We start from the raw sequence: 15,195 nt of genomic DNA on the forward strand, positions 1-15,195 counted from the left end.
AGGCGATCAGAACGGAGACGCCGGCTCGTAATACTTGGCCGCGTTCTCCTTCGTGATCAGCACCGAGGGGATGATCGTCGTGGCCGGCATGGTGGTGCCCTTCACCCGCGCTTCGGCCGTGAGCTTCATCGCGTCGGCAATCATGCTCGGCGAATAGGTCACGTCGGCGGTGACGATCTTGTCGCCGTCCATCACCTTCTTGATGTACTCCTTCGAGCCTGCGCCGCCGAGCACGAGCTTGATGTCGGTGCGCTTGGCCTGCTCGATGGCCTTCTGCACGCCGACGGCCATGTCGTCGTCGGAGGCCCACACGGCGTCGATCTGCTTGAAGCGCGTCAGGTAGTCCTGCATCACCTTGAAGGCGTCGTCGCGGTTCCAGTTGCCGTGCTTCGCATCCAGCACCTTGACATCGGGGTACTGCGCCTTCAGCACCGCATTGAAGGCGTCGACACGCTGGTTGTCGATCACGGTCGGGATGCCGCGCAGCACGACCACGTTGCCCTTTCCGCCGAGCTGCTTGCCGATGTATTCGCCGGCCACCTTGCCGAAGCCGGGGTTGTCGCCGGCCACGTAGGCGCTCTGGGCGCTCGGGTCGGTGAGGCCGCGGTCGACCACGGTCACGAAGACACCCTTGCTCTTCACCTGCGCCACCGGCTTGGTGAGCGGTGCGGATTCGAACGGCAGGATCACCAGCGTGTCGATCTTGTTGGCGGTCTGCAGGTCCTGCACCTGGTTGGCCTGCTCGGTGGCCGAGCCGGCGGTCTTCACGATCACCGTCATGCCGGGGTACTGCTTCTCCAGTTCGCCCTTGGTGCGATTGGCCCAGTAGACGACGCCGCCGGTCCAGCCGTGGGTGGCGGCGGGGATCGACACGCCCATCGTGACCTTGTTCTGCGCCAGGGCGGCGCCGCCGGCCACCAGGGCCGCCAGGGCGATGGCGGTGCGGAAAAGAGTTCTTCTGTTGTTCATGGCATGTCTCCTCGTGATGAGTCTGAGGTGGGGAAAGGCCGCTTCCCGCGACAGGTTGCGGATCGGGATGGCGTCGTCTTCATCGGCGGGCACGCTGCATGAACGCGACGGCGATGATGACGAAACCCTGCACCGCAGCGTTCAGGTAGACGCTGATGATGCTGGTGAGGTTGAGGATGTTGCTGATGACCGAGAGCAGCACCGCACCGACCACCGTGCCGGTGATGCTGCCCGCGCCGCCTTTGAGCGCGGTGCCGCCGACGATGACCGCGGCAATCGCTTCCAGCTCCCACAGGAGGCCGGTGGTCGGCGAGGCAGAGCCGAGGCGCGGCACGTAGAGCAGCGTCGCGATGCCCACGCACACGCCGAGCAGCACGTAGGTGATGACCTTGATCCGGTCGACGTCGACCGCGGCGTAGCGCGCCACCTGCTCGTTGGAGCCAATGGCCTGCACGTAGCGGCCGTAGGCGGTGCGGTTGAGGATGAGCGCCCCCAGCAGTGCCACCACGGCGAACACCCACACCGGGATCGGCACGCCGAGCAGGCTCGCGTAGTAGACCGGGCTGTAGACGTCCGACAGCGCGTTGTCGAGCGTGATCGCGCCCCCGTTGGCGAAGTAGGTCAGGTACGCGCGAAAGATGCCCAGCGTGCCGAGCGTCACGATGAAGGGCTCGATGCGCCCCTTGGTGATGAGCAGGCCGTGCGCGAGGCCGAACACCGCCCCGAGCAGCACCGCGAAGCCCATGCCGAGCGCGACCACCAGCACGGGCGAGCCGACGGCTGGCGCCATGGCGTTCATGAAGAGGATCACCGAGCCGGCGATCAGCGCCGCCATCGAGCCGACCGACAGGTCGATGCCGCCCGAGATGATGACGAAGCACATGCCGACCGCGATGATGCCGATGAAGGCGGTGCGGGTGAGCAGGTTCATCGCGTTGTCGACGCTGGCGAAGTCGCTGTTGAGCAGCGTGCCGGCAATGCACAGCAGCACCAGGCCCAGCACCGGCCCCATGCCGTGCAGCTTCAGGCCACGCCGCAGGCCGGTAGCCAGGCGCGCGGTCGCGCTCGTGTCCACGGCCGCGGTGACGGCGGCCGTGCTCGTGTCAGTGTGTGCCGGTGGCATGCGCAATCAGTTCCTCTTCGGTCAGGTGGTCGGCCCCCAGCGTGGCCTGCAGCGTGCCCGCGCGCATCACCGCGACGCGGTGGCACAGGCCGATCAGCTCCATGAGCTCCGACGAGATCACGACCACGCCGCGCCCCTCGTCGGCGAGCCGCTGGATCAGGAAATAGATTTCGCGCTTGGCGCCGACGTCCACGCCGCGCGTGGGCTCGTCGAGCACGACCACGCGTGGATCGGGTTGCAGCACTTTCGCGATGGCGAGCTTCTGCTGGTTGCCGCCCGAGAGCGACGCAGCCCGGCTGTCCGGGTTGCCGCGAATGCCGAACTCGGCGACCGCGCGTGCCAGCGCGGCCTGCTCCGAAGCGGTGTCGAGCAGCGGCCTCGTGTGGCGTGACAGGTTCATGAGCGTGAGGTTCTGGTACAGCGGAAGGCTCACGTGCAGGCCCTTGCCCTTGCGGTCTTCGCTCAGGTAGGTGAGGCCTTGGCGCGCCGCCTCGCGCGGGTTGCGAAAGCGCACCACCTGCCCCGCCATGCTCACCTCGCCCGCGCTCACGGGGCGCAGGCCGAGCAGCCCTTCGAAGAGCTCGGTGCGCCCTGCGCCCACGAGCCCCGCGAAGCCGAGGATCTCGCCGGGCCGCACCTCGAAGCTCACGTCGCGGGCCCAGCCCGGCACGGTGAGGCCGCTCACGCGCAGCAGCGGCTCGGCCGCCTGGGCCGGGTGGCGCGGCGGGTACATGTCCGACAGCTCGCGACCCACCATCAGGTTGGCCATGCGCTGTCGCGACAGGCCCGCGGTGGGCTCGCGGGCGACCAAGCGCCCGTCGCGCATCACCAGCACCTCGTCGGTGATGCGCTCCACCTCGTCGAGCTTGTGCGAGATGTAGAGGATGGTCACGCCAGACGACTTGAGCTGCTCGATCAGCGCGAACAGGCGTTGCGTCTCGGACGGCGTGAGCGTGGCGGTGGGCTCGTCCATCACCAGCAGCCGTGCACGCCGCGCCAGCGCCTTGGCGATCTCCACCAGCTGCTTCTCGGCCACGATGAGCTCGCCCACGCGGCGGCCCGGGTCGACGTGCAGGCCGACCTGCTCCAGCACGCCGCGCGCCACCTCGCGCATGGCGGCGTCGTCGAGCCACCAGCCGCGGCGAAGCTCGCGGCCGAGGAAGATGTTCTGCGCGATCGTCAGGTCGTCGGCGAGGTTGAACTCCTGGTGGATGAGCACCACGCCCGCGCCCTCGGCATCGCGAGACCCGGCAAAGCGGCAGGCCTGCCCGTCGATGAAGAGCTCGCCGCCACTCGCCGCCTCGTAGCCGGAGAGGATCTTCATCAGCGTCGACTTGCCCGCGCCGTTTTCGCCCAGCAGGCCGTAGACGCGGCCCGGCTGCAGCTCGAAGCTGACGCCGTGCAGCACACGCACGGGACCGAAGTCCTTGGTGATGTCGGCGAATCGGACGTGGAGGCTCATGGGAGAACAGGACGCATCAATCTGGTCAGACCAGATGGAAATTTAGCAGCCGTGTGCCTCGCGACGACGGAGGGTTTACCGCAGTGCCGCAGCTCACAGCGGGAGCTGGGCGTCGACCCAGCGCCCGTCGGCACGGCTCGACTCGACCACCGCCTCGATGAACTTCATGCCGCGCGCGCCGTCTTCCACCCCCGGAACCCAGCAGGCGCGCGGATCGGGCGCGCGCCCTTGCCAGCGCGCATGGATCTGCTCGGCCACGTCGCGGTAGAGCTGCGCGAAGCCTTCGAGGTAGCCCTCGGGGTGGCCCGAGGGCGTGCGTGTCGCGTAACCCGCCGCCTCGCCGCTGCCGTGGCCGGCCCGGGTGATCAGGCGTGGCTGTTGCCCCAGCGGCGTGAACCACAGGTGGTTGGGCTGCTCCTGGCAGAAGTCGAGCCCCGCCTTGGTGCCGTACACACGCACGCGCAGCGCGTTCTCGTTGCCCGGGGCGACCTGGCTGCTCCACAGCAGCCCGCGCGCGCCGTTGGTGTAGCGCAGCATCACGTGGGCGTTGTCATCGAGGCGTCGGCCTTCGACGAAGGTGTGCAGGTCCGCGCTCACCGCCTTCAGCGTGAGGCCCGAGATGAAGCGGCCCAGGTGTTCGGCATGGGTGCCGATGTCGCCGAGCGAACCGCCGGCGCCCGCCTGCGCCGGGTCGACCCGCCACGCGGCCTGCTTCTGGCCGGTGAATTCGAGGCCGGTGCTCAGCCAGTCCTGCGGGTACTCGGCCTGCACCAGCCGGATCTCGCCCAGCTCGCCCGCGAGCACCATCTCGCGCGCCTGCCGCACCATCGGGTAGCCGCTGTAGTTGTGCGTCAGCGCGAAGAGCCGGCCGCTGCGCTTCACACGCTCGACGAGGTCGAGCGCTTCGTCGAGCGACTTGGTGATGGGCTTGTCGCAGATGACGTCGATGCCGGCGTCGAGGAAGGCACGCGCGATCGGCGCATGCAGGTGGTTGGGCGTCACGATGGCGACCACGTCGATGCCGTCCTCGCGCGCGGCTTCGCGGGCCGCCATCTCGCGGTAGTCGGCGTAGCTGCGCTCGGGCGCCAGGTGCAGCTCGGCCGCGCTCGCCCGTGCACGCTCGGCTTGCGATGAGAGCGCCCCTGCCACGAACTCGTAGCGGTCGTCCAGCCTCGCGGCCATGCGGTGCACGCCGCCGATGAAGGCACCCTGCCCGCCGCCCACCATCCCCAGGCGGATGCGCCGGGGCGTCGCACCTTGTGCGCGAGATGCTTCGATGGTCATCGCGCGCCTCCTTCAGCCCAGGCCCAGGATCTTCTTGTTCTTCGCCTGGTCGACACCGCTCGCGGCGAAGTCGTCGAAGGCGCGGTCGGCCACGCGAATGATGTGGTCGGCGATGAAAGTAGCGCCTTCGCGGGCGCCATCCTCCGGGTGCTTGAGGCAGCACTCCCATTCGAGCACCGCCCAGCCCGGGAAGTCATACGCCGCCATCTTCGAGAAGATGGCCGGGAAGTTCACCTGCCCGTCGCCCAGCGAGCGGAAGCGCCCGGCCCGGTTGACCCACGACTGGAAGCCGCCATACACGCCCTGGCGCCCGGTCGGGTTGAACTCGGCATCCTTCACGTGGAAGATCTTGATGCGGTCGTGGAAGATGTCGATGTACTCGAGGTAGTCGAGCTGCTGCAGCACGAAGTGGCTCGGGTCGTAGAGCAGGCAGGCGCGCTTGTGCTGGTTCACGCGGTCGAGAAACATCTCGTAGGTCACGCCGTCGTGCAGGTCCTCGCCCGGGTGGATCTCGTAGCAGACGTCGACACCGCTCGCGTCGAAGGCATCGAGGATCGGCCGCCAGCGCTTGGCCAGCTCGTCGAAGGCGCTCTCGATCAGGCCGGCGGGCCGAGGCGGCCACGAGTACAGGTAAGGCCAGGCGAGCGCACCCGAGAAGGTGGCGTGTGCGGTGAGGCCGAGGTTTTCCGACGCCTTGGCCGCATAGAGCATCTGCTGCACCGCCCACTGCTGGCGCCGCGCCGGGTTGCCGCGCACCTCGGGTGCGGCGAAGCCGTCGAAGCCTTCGTCGTACGCCGGATGCACCGCAACGAGCTGGCCCTGCAGATGGGTCGACAGTTCGGTGATCTCCAGCCCATGGCGGGCCAAAGTCCCCTTCACTTCCTCGCAGTAGCCCTTGCTTTCGGCGGCCCGTTTCAGGTCGAAGAGGCGCGCGTCCCAGCTCGGGATCTGAACGCCCTTGTAGCCGAGGCCGGCGGCCCAGGCGGCGATCGAGTCGAGCGAGTTGAACGGCGCTTCGTCGCCGGCGAACTGCGCCAGGAAGATGGCGGGGCCCTTGATGGTCTTCATGCGTGTCTCCTTCATTCGCGCCGTGTGTTCGGCGTTGCGGGCCGCATGATCGCGCTCCACATCGATGCCGTCAATCTGGTCAGACCAGATTGACGACGTGTGCCAGGGCGTCATAAGCTCGGCACGCCGACGCCGCCGACCAGCGGCCCGGTACAGTTCTCCTCTGCCGGAGAGGCGCGACGACGCGCATCCGGATCGAAGGAGACACCATGCACATCGCCGCCCACAACTGGATGCGCGCAGAACCCATTCGACGAACCCTCGAACGCATGCGCGCCAACGGGATCGAGGCCCTCGAGATCGCCGGCGAGCCCGCGCAGTACGACACGCGCGAGGTGCGCGCATTGCTCAAGGAGCATGGCGTGCGCTGCTGGGGCGCCGTCACGCTCACCACCGGCGAACGCAACCTCGTCTCGCGCGACGCGGCCCGCCGCGAGGCCACTGTCGACTACATGAAGCGCGTGGTCACCATGACGCGCGAACTCGACGGCGAGATCGTCTCGCTGGTGCCGGCCACCGTGGGCAAGGTCGTCGCCGACGGCACGCCGGAAGAAGAGTGGAAGTGGCTGGTCGAGGGCGTGAAGGAGGTCTACGACCACGCCGTGCGCGCCGGCGTGCGCATCGCCATCGAGCCGCTCAACCGCTTCGAGACCTACCTCATCAACCGCGGCGACCAGGCGCTCGCACTGGCCGATGCCGTCGGCCCCGAGTGCGGCGTGTGCCTCGACGTGTTCCACATGAACATCGAGGAGGTGGACCTCCACGCTGCCTTCCGCCAGGCCGAGGGCCGCATTCACGACGTGCACCTCGCCGACAGCAACCGCTTCGCGCTCGGCATGGGCCACCTCGACTTCGCCGCCATCGTGCAGACGCTGCGCGAGGTCGGCTACGACGGCGCCCTCTCGCTCGAGTTCGTGGCCACCGTCGACCGCACACCGGCCAACCCGTACGGCCCGCAGGTCGAGACGGATCCGATCGACATCTCGCCGCAGCAGAAGCAGTTCCTCATCGACCACGGCTCCCACCTGTTGTCGGACGCGTTCTACAGCTCGCTCTTCACGCGCTCGATGCAGGTGCTGCGCCCGCTGGTCGGGCCACGGTGAGGACACCCACCATGCTCTTCGGCAAGCTCTTCCACACCGGCCTGCGCACCGCCGACCTCGGCGCCAGCGTGCGCTTCTACACCGAGGTGCTGGGCATGGTGCAGGTGGCGCGCCCGCCCTTCGACTTCCCCGGCGCCTGGCTCGCACCCGCACAGCCGGGCGCCGAAGCCACCGTCCACCTCTACGCCGGACAAGCCGCGCAAGAGGCCGACGGATCGGTGCAGACCGGCTCGGGTGCCATCGACCACCTCTCCATCGTGTGCAGCGGCTACCACGCGTTCCGCGCGCAGTTCGAGCGCTACGCCCTGCCCTACCGCGAGAACCTCGTGCCCGACACGCCGCTGTGGCAGCTCTTCGTCTACGACCCGAACGGGGTGCAGCTCGAGCTGACTTTCCATTCGGCGGCCGAGCGCACGGCCACGCCGGTGATCCCCGCGGAGCGGTTGTACCAGCCCCGCGAGCGCTGGTTCCAGCCGGCGGCGTACCGGCAGTTCTCCGACACCTCCAGGAGCGACCATGGAAGGCCTTGAGCAGACCGCCAAGCTGTTGCAGATGATCCGCGAGCGCGGCTTCAAGCCGGGCGACAAGCTGCCGTCGGAGCGCGACCTCGCCGTGGAGTTCAACATGAGTCGCAGCGCGCTGCGCGAAGGGCTGATCCGCCTCGACACGCTGCGCATCATCGAGTGCCGGCCCAAGTCGGGCATCTACCTGCAGCCCTACGGCGCCGAGCGCAGCATCGAGGCGATGGTGCTGTTCGCCGAAACCAACACGCCGCTGTCGGCGGCCGAGGTGGCGCAGTCGGTGGAGCTGCGCAGCGTGCTCGAGACCGAAGCGCTGCGCCTGGCCTGCATGCGCCGCACCGAGGAAGACCTCGACCGCCTGCAGGCCCTGCTCGCCGAGAGCGAAGACATCATCCGGCGCGGCGAAAGCCTCGCCGAGATGGACGCGGAGTTCCACAAGGCCATCGTCGCGGCGACCAAGAACGACGTGCTCCTGCGCTTCATCAACGTGTTCTACCGGATGTCGCGCCAGCGCCGCGAGATCTACTTCGACACGCCGATGCAGAGCAAACGGTCGCACGCCCAGCACCAGCAGCTCTACCGCGCCATCGAGCAGCGCGACGTGGAGGCCGGGCTGCAGATCCTGCGCCGCCATCTGAAGGGCGTGGACGCGTACTTCCGCATGTTCTTCTCCGAAGGCGCCGGCGCCGAACAGGCCTCGGCACCGGTGGCCGGCAACGGCAAGGCGAAGGTCAACAAGCCGAAGCGAGCCGGCGCCGCCGTCGCGTCAAGGCGGTGAGCGACGCCAGGCCACGCGTTCTGCTGACGAACGCGATCCATCCCGAAGCGCACGCGCGGCTCGCCGCATCTGCAGACGTCGTCGTGGCCGCCGACACGGCCGCCGCCACCTTGCGGCAGGCCGCCATCGGCTGCGCGGTGGTGGTGGTGCGGTCGCAGCTCCCCGACGACATCTTCGCGGCGGCACCGTCGCTCATCGGCGTGGTGCGCCATGGCGCCGGCGTCGACATGATCCCGATCGACGACGCGAGCGCGCGCGGCGTCCTCGTGGCCAACGTGCCCGGCGTCAACGCCAATGCCGTCGCCGAGCACGTGCTGCGCAGCATGCTGTCGCTGGCGCGCCGGAGCTCGGAGGTGTCGATCGCGCTGGAGCAAGGCGGCTGGGCCGCCGCGCGTGTCGCAGCAGAGCAAGGGGTCGAACTGCGTGGGCGGACGCTCGGCCTCGTGGGCTTCGGGCATGTGGGGCGGGCCGTGGCCCGCGTCGCGCACCACGGGCTCGGCATGCAGGTGCTCGCGCACAGCCGCACGCCGTGGCACGAGCCCGACCACGTGGCCCCGGCGACGCTCGACGATCTGATGGCACGCAGCGACGTGGTGGTGCTCGCCTGCCCGCTCACGCCGCAGACGCGCGGCCTCGTCGGCGCGCCACAACTCGCCCACATGCGGCGCGGCAGCTGGCTCGTCAACGTGGCGCGTGGCCCGGTCGTCGACGAAGCGGCGTTGCTCGACGCGCTGGCGCGCGGCCACCTGGCCGGTGCCGCACTCGACGTCTTCGACGTGCAGCCCCTGCCCGCCGACCACCCGTTCCGCCACATGCCGCAGGTGCTGGTGACGCCCCACGCCGCTGGCGTCAGCGTGGACAGCATGCGCGCGATGGGGCTGGGCGCAGTGCAGGCCGTCGAGCAACTGCTGCGCGGGGAGTGCCCGGCGACCTGCGTCAACCGGCAGGCACTGCCGGCCTACCTCGCCCGCCTGACGGTCAGGTCGACCCCTTCAGCTTGAACGAACGGACCAGCTCCTGCATCACGACGCTGTCGGCCTTGATGCGGGCGGCGAGGTCCTTCCCGCTGATGAAAGTGGGCTCGACGCCCACTTTCTCGAGCAAGGCGTTGAACTCCTTGTCCTTGGACGCGAGCTCGAGCTGCCTGGCGTAGCGCGCCACGACCGCGGCCGGTGTCTTCGCAGGCGCGAAGATGCCCGTCCAGTCGACGGCGCGGACAGACGCGAACCCCGATTCCTCGAACGTCGGCACATCCGGGAGGAACTTGGAGCGCTTGTCGCCCGACGTGGCGAGCACGCGCGCCGAGCCGTCGCGGTGCATGCGGATCATCTCGCCCAGGCCGCCGATGTACGACACGAGGTGCCCGGCCTGCACGTCCTGCAGCGCCGGAGCCGCCCCCTTGTACGGGATGCCTTCGAGCGTGATGCCGGCGCTGCGCTCGAACATCGAGGCCACGAGGTGCCCCATGGACCCCACGCCGGCGGAGCCGAACTGCCCCTTTGCGGGATTGGCCTTCACCCACGCCACGAACTGGCCGATCGACTTCACGCCCTGCGCTGCCGGCCCGACGACCAGCGCGTACTCCTGCTGGCAGTAGCCGCCAATCGGGATGAGGTCGGTGGCCGGGTCGTAGCTCGGCGACTTGTCCGTCTGCGGCGCGAGCGTCAGCACCCAGCCCGGCCCGAGCAGCAAGTGCGAGCCATCGGCCGGCACTTGCTTCATCGCCTGGACCGCGATGCGGCCCGCAGCGCCCGGGCGGTTCTCCACGATCATCATCGAGCCGTCGGCCCGGCGGATGGCCTCGGCCAGCGCGCGCGCCTGCACATCCGCCGGCCCACCTGCGGCCGAACCGACGATGAAGCGCGCGGTGCGTTGGTCGCCCTGGGCCAAGGCGGGGCCGCTGCGCAGCAGGGCCGGAAGCGCCGCAGCGGCGGCGAACTGGAGACAGGTTCTTCGTTTCAGCATGCAAGCCTCGCTCAGGTTGAGGCGTCAGATGACGCGTTCGCGTTTCAGCCGCTCGACGTCGGCATCGCTGTAGCCCAGCAGATCCCGGTAGACGGCGTGGTTGTGCTCGCCCAGCATGGGCGCGGGGCGGTCGAAGCCGACCGTCGATCCCGACATCACGATCGGCAGGCCTCCGATCAAGGCCTCGTCGTTCGTGCCATGGATCGGATGCTGGGCGGCCTGGATCTCCCCGCGCGCCAAGAGGCGCGGATCGCTCACCGCTTCATGCGGCGTGCGCACCGGCCCGGCAGGCACGCCGTGCTCGGCGAGTCGATCGAGGACGGCTTGCGTGGTGAGGCCGCCCGCCCAGGCGCGCATCTGGTCGTACAGCGCCCCCGAATGCGCGACCCGTGCATCGCGCGTCGTGAAGCGTGGGTCTTTCACCAGTTCGGTCCGACCCATCGCGCGGAACATGCCGCCCACGAACGCATCGGTCGGCGCGCAGATGGCCACGTGGCCGTCGGCCGTGGCGAACACGCCGAAGGCACCCAGCCGCGGCAGCACGTTGCCGGTGCGGGTCTCCTGCCCGCTTCGCTGCAGCAGCTCGAAGGGTTCGCAGGCGACCAGCGAAGTCAAGGCCCCGAGCAGCGACACGTCGACGTGCTGCCCACGGCCCGTCGCCTCCGCCTGGCGCAGGGCGGCCAGCGTGCCGATCACCGCGAAAAGCGGCGCGCTCAGGTCGCCGAAGGGCACGCCCACGCGCATCGGCGGCGCACCGGCCTCGCCCGAGGTCATCATCATCCCGCTCATGGCCTGCACGATGGTGTCCATCGCCTTGTTCTGCGTGCCCGTCGCGTTGGCACCGAAGCCGCTGATGGAGGTGTAGACGAGGCGCGGGTTGATCGCCGAGGCGGCGGCATAGCCGATGCCGATGCGGTCGGCCGTGCCGGCGCTGAAGTTCTCGACCAGCACGTTGGCATGGCGCACGAGGTCGGCGAACACGGCTGCGGCGCCGGGCACCTTGAGGTCCAGCGTGATGGCGTCCTTGTTGCGCGCGCGCTCGATGATGGCGAGCGAGACGTCGTCCTCGCGCTCTTTCACCAGCTTCACCCCGTCGGCGCCGAGGTAGGGCGCGTTCGCACGCGCGGTGTCGGGCGCGCGTGGGTTCTCGACCTTGATCACACGAGCGCCCAGGCCGGCGAGCAACAGCGTGGCGTAGGGCCCGGCGAGCGCGGTGGTGAAGTCGAGCACCGTGATGCCCTCCAGCGGGCGGGGCTGCTTGTCTGGCGAAGGCGCCATGGGAATCCTTGAACGCAAAGCGAACGTGAAGGTCAGAAGTTCTGGACGATGCCCAGGTCGACCGAGGTGCGGCGCACGCCGAACTGCGGCGCCGTGCGGGTGACGTCGGTGTAGATGTACGAACGTTTGGACAGGTCGTAGCGGTAGCCGAGCGAGCTCTGGTTGTCGCGCGAGGTCTGGCCCTCGAACTTCTTGCTCGCACGGCCGATCCGCCCCGAGCCGCCCGGCAGGGGCACGATCGCCGAGACGCCATAGGCCTTGATCGCCGCCCCGGCCGGGGCCGGGCCGTTGCCCAGGCCGGTCACGTTGTCAGGGTCGATGCCGGGAAGCGGGTCCTGGCGCGACACCGTGCCCAGCAGGCGCAGCAAGCCGAAGTCGTAGCTGCCGGCGACCTGCACGTAGTCGCTCCCCTGGGCGCTGCGCTCGAAGCCGGCGAAGGCGGTGAAGGCGCTTTGCTGGTAGTCGAATGCGAGGCTCACCGGGCGCTTCGGCGTGGGCAGGGTCTCGCGCGGCTGCAGGCTCACGGCGACCAGCAATCCGCCGAGGCGCGGGGAGTCGTAGAAGATGCCGTTGGACCAGCGACCGCTGCCCGCGCCGGCCGGCTGCGACAGGTCCGAGTAGTAGTTGGCCGTCTGGTAGAGCTGCACCGTGGCCACGGTCTTGAGGGCCCAGGGATCGTAGAAACCGTTGTACCACTGCACCGCCGTCATGGCACGGCCGAGGCGCAGTGCACCGAAGCGCTTGCTGGCCAGGCCGACGGTCGACTCACCCTGCCAGGGCGGGCGGTTGGTGCGCTCCCAGCCGCCCGTGTCCGGGTCGAAGCGCATCTCGGCACGGAAGGTCGCGCTCAGGTCCTCGCCGAGCGCTTCGACACCGCGAAAGCCGAGCCGGTTGCCGCCCTGCGGGTCCACGGCCCAGCCGCGGTCGCTGCGGTGGGTGATGGCCACGTCGAGGGAGCCATAGAGGACCACCGACCCGCTCTGCGCCGCAGCGCCTGCGGCAGCGAAACACGAGCCGATGAGAACAGGAACACAGGGCCGCATGAACATCGATCGTCTCCAATAGTTATGTTTACGAACGGTTCACAGTATTAACTTTGAAGGCGGCAAGAACAAGCGGCGGTGTGCGATTTCGACTGCGTGGTTTCCCTCAAGCGCGGGCGACGTTCGCACGGGCGGCCGGGTTCACCGCGGCCCGCCGCGGCGCAGGCCGTCCAGGAACGACGTGACCTGGGCCGCCGCCAGCTCGCGGCCGTCGGTGCCCTGCGCAAAGTTGTCGAGGGCGAGGCGCAACACGGGAATGCCGGCCGACTCCAGCGTGCGCAACACGAGCGGGTCTGCGTCGTCGATCGCCACCGCGGCGTCGACCCGGTGGGTCCTCGCCTCGCGCAGGTGCCACGCCCCGGCCCAGGTCGGCATGCGCAGCTCGTCGCCCATGGTCACGAAACGCGCGGCGAGCGCCCGCAGCGGCGACTGGTCGTCGCGCCAGTAGCGCAGGTAGCCGTCGGCCGCGAGCGCGAGGTACATCGACCAGACGAAGACCGCCCCGTGGCTCGCCTCCCAGCGCTGGTAGAAGCCCATGTCGCTCCACAGCCCGCGCCCCACCCACATGAGGCGCAGCTGCTCGCCGGCGCAGGCGGCCTCGCCCGCCTCGGCACGGGTGCGCACCTCCTCGTACAAGGTGCGTGCGGCATCGCGGCCCCACGCGGTGCCGCGGTGCCACTGCGGGACCATCGTGGCCGGCATCGTGTCGACGATGCCCACCGGCGCGCGCGGGCACGAGGCGACCAGGTCGCGCGTGAGGCGGTAATAGTCCTCCTGCTCGTTGACGAGCTGCATCACCTCGACGAACCGGGCTTCGTCGAAGCGCCGTCCCGTCGTGCGCTGCAGCCGCTCGATCACCGCCGAGAACTCGCGTTCGATCAGGTCCAGCCTCGGCCGCTCGAGCAGCTCGTCCCATTCATGCGGCAGCCGCGACCACCATTCGAGCGGCAGGTCGAGGCGCGTGTCGACCGTGCGGTCGAACACGCACAGCTCGGCCCCGGTGTGGCGCGCCCAGGCGCTGTGGATGCCTCGCGTGGCCGGCGTGCCGGAAAAGGCCATCAGCCACTGCGGCTGCGGCAGCCCGCCCCAGGGGGCAAGCTCCGGGTCCTCGTCGAAGGCCGCGGCGAGCCCCTGCGCGCTGTACGGCTCGGCATCGGTCGGGTAGCCGTGCACACGCAGAAGGTCGAGGTAGCGGCCCGACTGCTGCTTCGCCGCCACGATGGACGCCCACCATTGGTTGACGACGAAGGGAATGTCGAGCGCCCGCAGCAGCTCCTGCGGCGCATCGGCATTGACCACGGCAAACGGTTCCCCATCGAGCGCGCGGCGTCGCACCGACTGGAACCAGTCGCGTTGGTGGCGGCCGAAGTCGGCCACCGCCTGCAGCGACTTGCGGCTGCGCTGCTCGTGTGGTGGCGGCTTGGGCGAAGCCGCGGAGCCCCGCGGGCCGGTGCCTTTGGCACGTGCGGCCGCCGGCCGCGCGGGCATTGCCGCTTCGGCGGACAAGGCCCGACGCAGGGTCTTCAGGAGGGGCGCCGAGGCCAGCAGGTCGAGCGGCACGAATCCGATGCCCGCCCGCTTGCATTCCTCGACGAGACATGGGCGCAGCCAGGCCTGGGCCTCGTCGCCATCGCAGCGCAGGTGCAGCAGGCGCGTCGCACCTGCCTCGCGAGCGCGGTCCACGCTCCAGCGCGCCCGCGCCTGTGGGTCGACGGCGCCGGGCTGCACCGCACGCCGCGCCAGCACCTCCCAGGGCCAGGGGTCGGCGTCTTGCACCGCGCAGCCGAGCGGGTCGTCGTCGAGCGCCGAATCGTCGGCGACGACCTGTCGGCCCAGCTTCTCCAGCACCTCCAGCGCGCCCTCCGACGCCTCGAGCACACCGGCGACGAAGACACGCTCGCCTTCCAGCACCGGTGCCTGCGGGGCGACCTCGAGCCACGCCTGGAGCAGGGAGAGATGCTCCTCCTGATCGAGCACACCGCCCGCACGGCGCGCCGCGTGCCAATCGCTCGCGGCGATGCGGGCATCGCGGCGCATGCGCCAACCGTCGAGCTGCCGGAGCAGGCCACGCTGGCGGTCGTCGACCGTGATCGCCGTGGCGAGGTCGGTCGGTGTCACGCTGATGCCGCCACAAGAGGCCAGCCACGCTGCGAGCTCGGCCAAGCGCTCGCGGTTGTAGCGCACGAGCGCCGCGTCGCGTGGCCGCAGCAGGTCCACGCCGTGCAGCGGCCGGGCCGGCATCTCGCCGCAGCGCATCAGCTCGCGCAGGATGGCGAACAGCCGCGCCCCGGCCGCATCGTGCGTCGACACCAGCACCGGCTGGCCGGCCGGCGCTGCCAGCACGGCCGCCAGCCGCGCGCGCCCCTGGGCATCGAGCTCGACCTGTGGCAACGCAGACGTCGAAGCGTCCACGGGCGCAAGCGCCACCGGGCTCATGCCGCTCGCCCGCACCAATGCCAGCGGCAATCCCTCGCCGAGCGTGCGAACGACCGGCCGGCCCTGCCGAACGAGCTGTCGCGTTCGCTCGTCTGCGTCGCGGCTGGCTTCGCGCAAACGCGCGGCGGGGTGATCCTTCATGACGGCAACGCTCCTTTCACATTA

Annotated in this window: 13 protein-coding genes; 4 read left to right on the forward strand and 9 right to left on the reverse strand. The window is 69.8% G+C overall.

Going from position 1 to position 15,195, the window contains the following annotated elements; all coding sequences use genetic code 11:
* Nucleotides 1-6: 6 nt before the first annotated feature.
* The 5 genes from JI745_RS05910 to JI745_RS05930 form a co-directional block, all read right to left on the reverse strand.
* Entirely contained in the window at nt 7-969 is a 963-nt protein-coding gene (locus JI745_RS05910) for an ABC transporter substrate-binding protein (RefSeq protein WP_201804595.1), read from the reverse strand.
* 79 nt (nt 970-1,048) lie between these two features.
* Complete coding sequence (locus JI745_RS05915) at nt 1,049-2,092, reverse strand: ABC transporter permease (protein WP_201804596.1); 1,044 nt, start codon at nt 2,090-2,092, stop codon at nt 1,049-1,051.
* Entirely contained in the window at nt 2,073-3,554 is a 1,482-nt protein-coding gene (locus JI745_RS05920) for a sugar ABC transporter ATP-binding protein (RefSeq protein WP_201804598.1), read from the reverse strand. Before JI745_RS05920 ends, JI745_RS05915 begins: the two co-directional genes overlap by 20 nt.
* 93 nt (nt 3,555-3,647) lie before the next feature.
* A complete protein-coding gene (locus JI745_RS05925) occupies nt 3,648-4,838 on the reverse strand; it encodes a Gfo/Idh/MocA family protein (protein ID WP_236674914.1) in 1,191 nt (396 codons plus the stop codon).
* Between the two features lie 12 nt (nt 4,839-4,850).
* Entirely contained in the window at nt 4,851-5,906 is a 1,056-nt protein-coding gene (locus JI745_RS05930) for a sugar phosphate isomerase/epimerase (protein ID WP_201804600.1), read from the reverse strand.
* 209 nt (nt 5,907-6,115) lie between these two features.
* Here JI745_RS05930 and JI745_RS05935 point away from each other — a divergent pair, with 209 nt between their 5' ends.
* The 4 genes from JI745_RS05935 to JI745_RS05950 are packed head-to-tail and all read left to right on the forward strand — an operon-like array spanning nt 6,116 to nt 9,309.
* Nucleotides 6,116-7,009 (forward strand): sugar phosphate isomerase/epimerase, encoded by an 894-nt coding sequence (locus tag JI745_RS05935; protein ID WP_201804601.1) that lies wholly within the window; start codon nt 6,116-6,118, stop codon nt 7,007-7,009.
* Nucleotides 7,006-7,539 (forward strand): VOC family protein, encoded by a 534-nt coding sequence (locus tag JI745_RS05940; protein WP_236674915.1) that lies wholly within the window; start codon nt 7,006-7,008, stop codon nt 7,537-7,539. Before JI745_RS05935 ends, JI745_RS05940 begins: the two co-directional genes overlap by 4 nt.
* Nucleotides 7,526-8,308 (forward strand): FadR/GntR family transcriptional regulator, encoded by a 783-nt coding sequence (locus tag JI745_RS05945; protein ID WP_201804606.1) that lies wholly within the window; start codon nt 7,526-7,528, stop codon nt 8,306-8,308. Before JI745_RS05940 ends, JI745_RS05945 begins: the two co-directional genes overlap by 14 nt.
* Nucleotides 8,305-9,309, forward strand: coding sequence for an NAD(P)-dependent oxidoreductase (locus JI745_RS05950; RefSeq protein WP_201804607.1), 1,005 nt, complete (start codon nt 8,305-8,307; stop codon nt 9,307-9,309). The genes JI745_RS05945 and JI745_RS05950 overlap by 4 nt, the downstream gene beginning before the upstream one ends.
* On the opposite strand, the gene JI745_RS05955 is transcribed toward JI745_RS05950, so the two are convergent.
* From JI745_RS05955 to JI745_RS05970, 4 genes are all read right to left on the reverse strand, one after another.
* On the reverse strand, nt 9,287-10,273 hold the full coding sequence (locus tag JI745_RS05955) for a tripartite tricarboxylate transporter substrate binding protein (RefSeq protein WP_201804608.1): 987 nt from the start codon (nt 10,271-10,273) through the stop codon (nt 9,287-9,289). The genes JI745_RS05950 and JI745_RS05955 overlap by 23 nt on opposite strands.
* Nucleotides 10,274-10,297: 24 nt before the next feature.
* Nucleotides 10,298-11,551, reverse strand: a complete 1,254-nt coding sequence (locus JI745_RS05960; RefSeq protein ID WP_201804609.1) for a CaiB/BaiF CoA-transferase family protein — start codon at nt 11,549-11,551, stop codon at nt 10,298-10,300.
* A gap of 32 nt (nt 11,552-11,583) precedes the next feature.
* Nucleotides 11,584-12,600 (reverse strand): porin, encoded by a 1,017-nt coding sequence (locus JI745_RS05965; RefSeq protein ID WP_310738499.1) that lies wholly within the window; start codon nt 12,598-12,600, stop codon nt 11,584-11,586.
* A 135-nt stretch (nt 12,601-12,735) separates the two neighbouring features.
* Nucleotides 12,736-15,171 carry a 2-hydroxyacyl-CoA dehydratase family protein gene (locus JI745_RS05970; RefSeq protein ID WP_201804611.1) on the reverse strand — a complete coding sequence of 812 codons (2,436 nt, stop codon included), beginning with the start codon at nt 15,169-15,171 and terminating at the stop codon, nt 12,736-12,738.
* Nucleotides 15,172-15,195 lie beyond the last annotated feature (24 nt).

The organism is Piscinibacter sp. HJYY11 (assembly GCF_016735515.1).
Lineage (GTDB): Bacteria > Pseudomonadota > Gammaproteobacteria > Burkholderiales > Burkholderiaceae_C > Rhizobacter.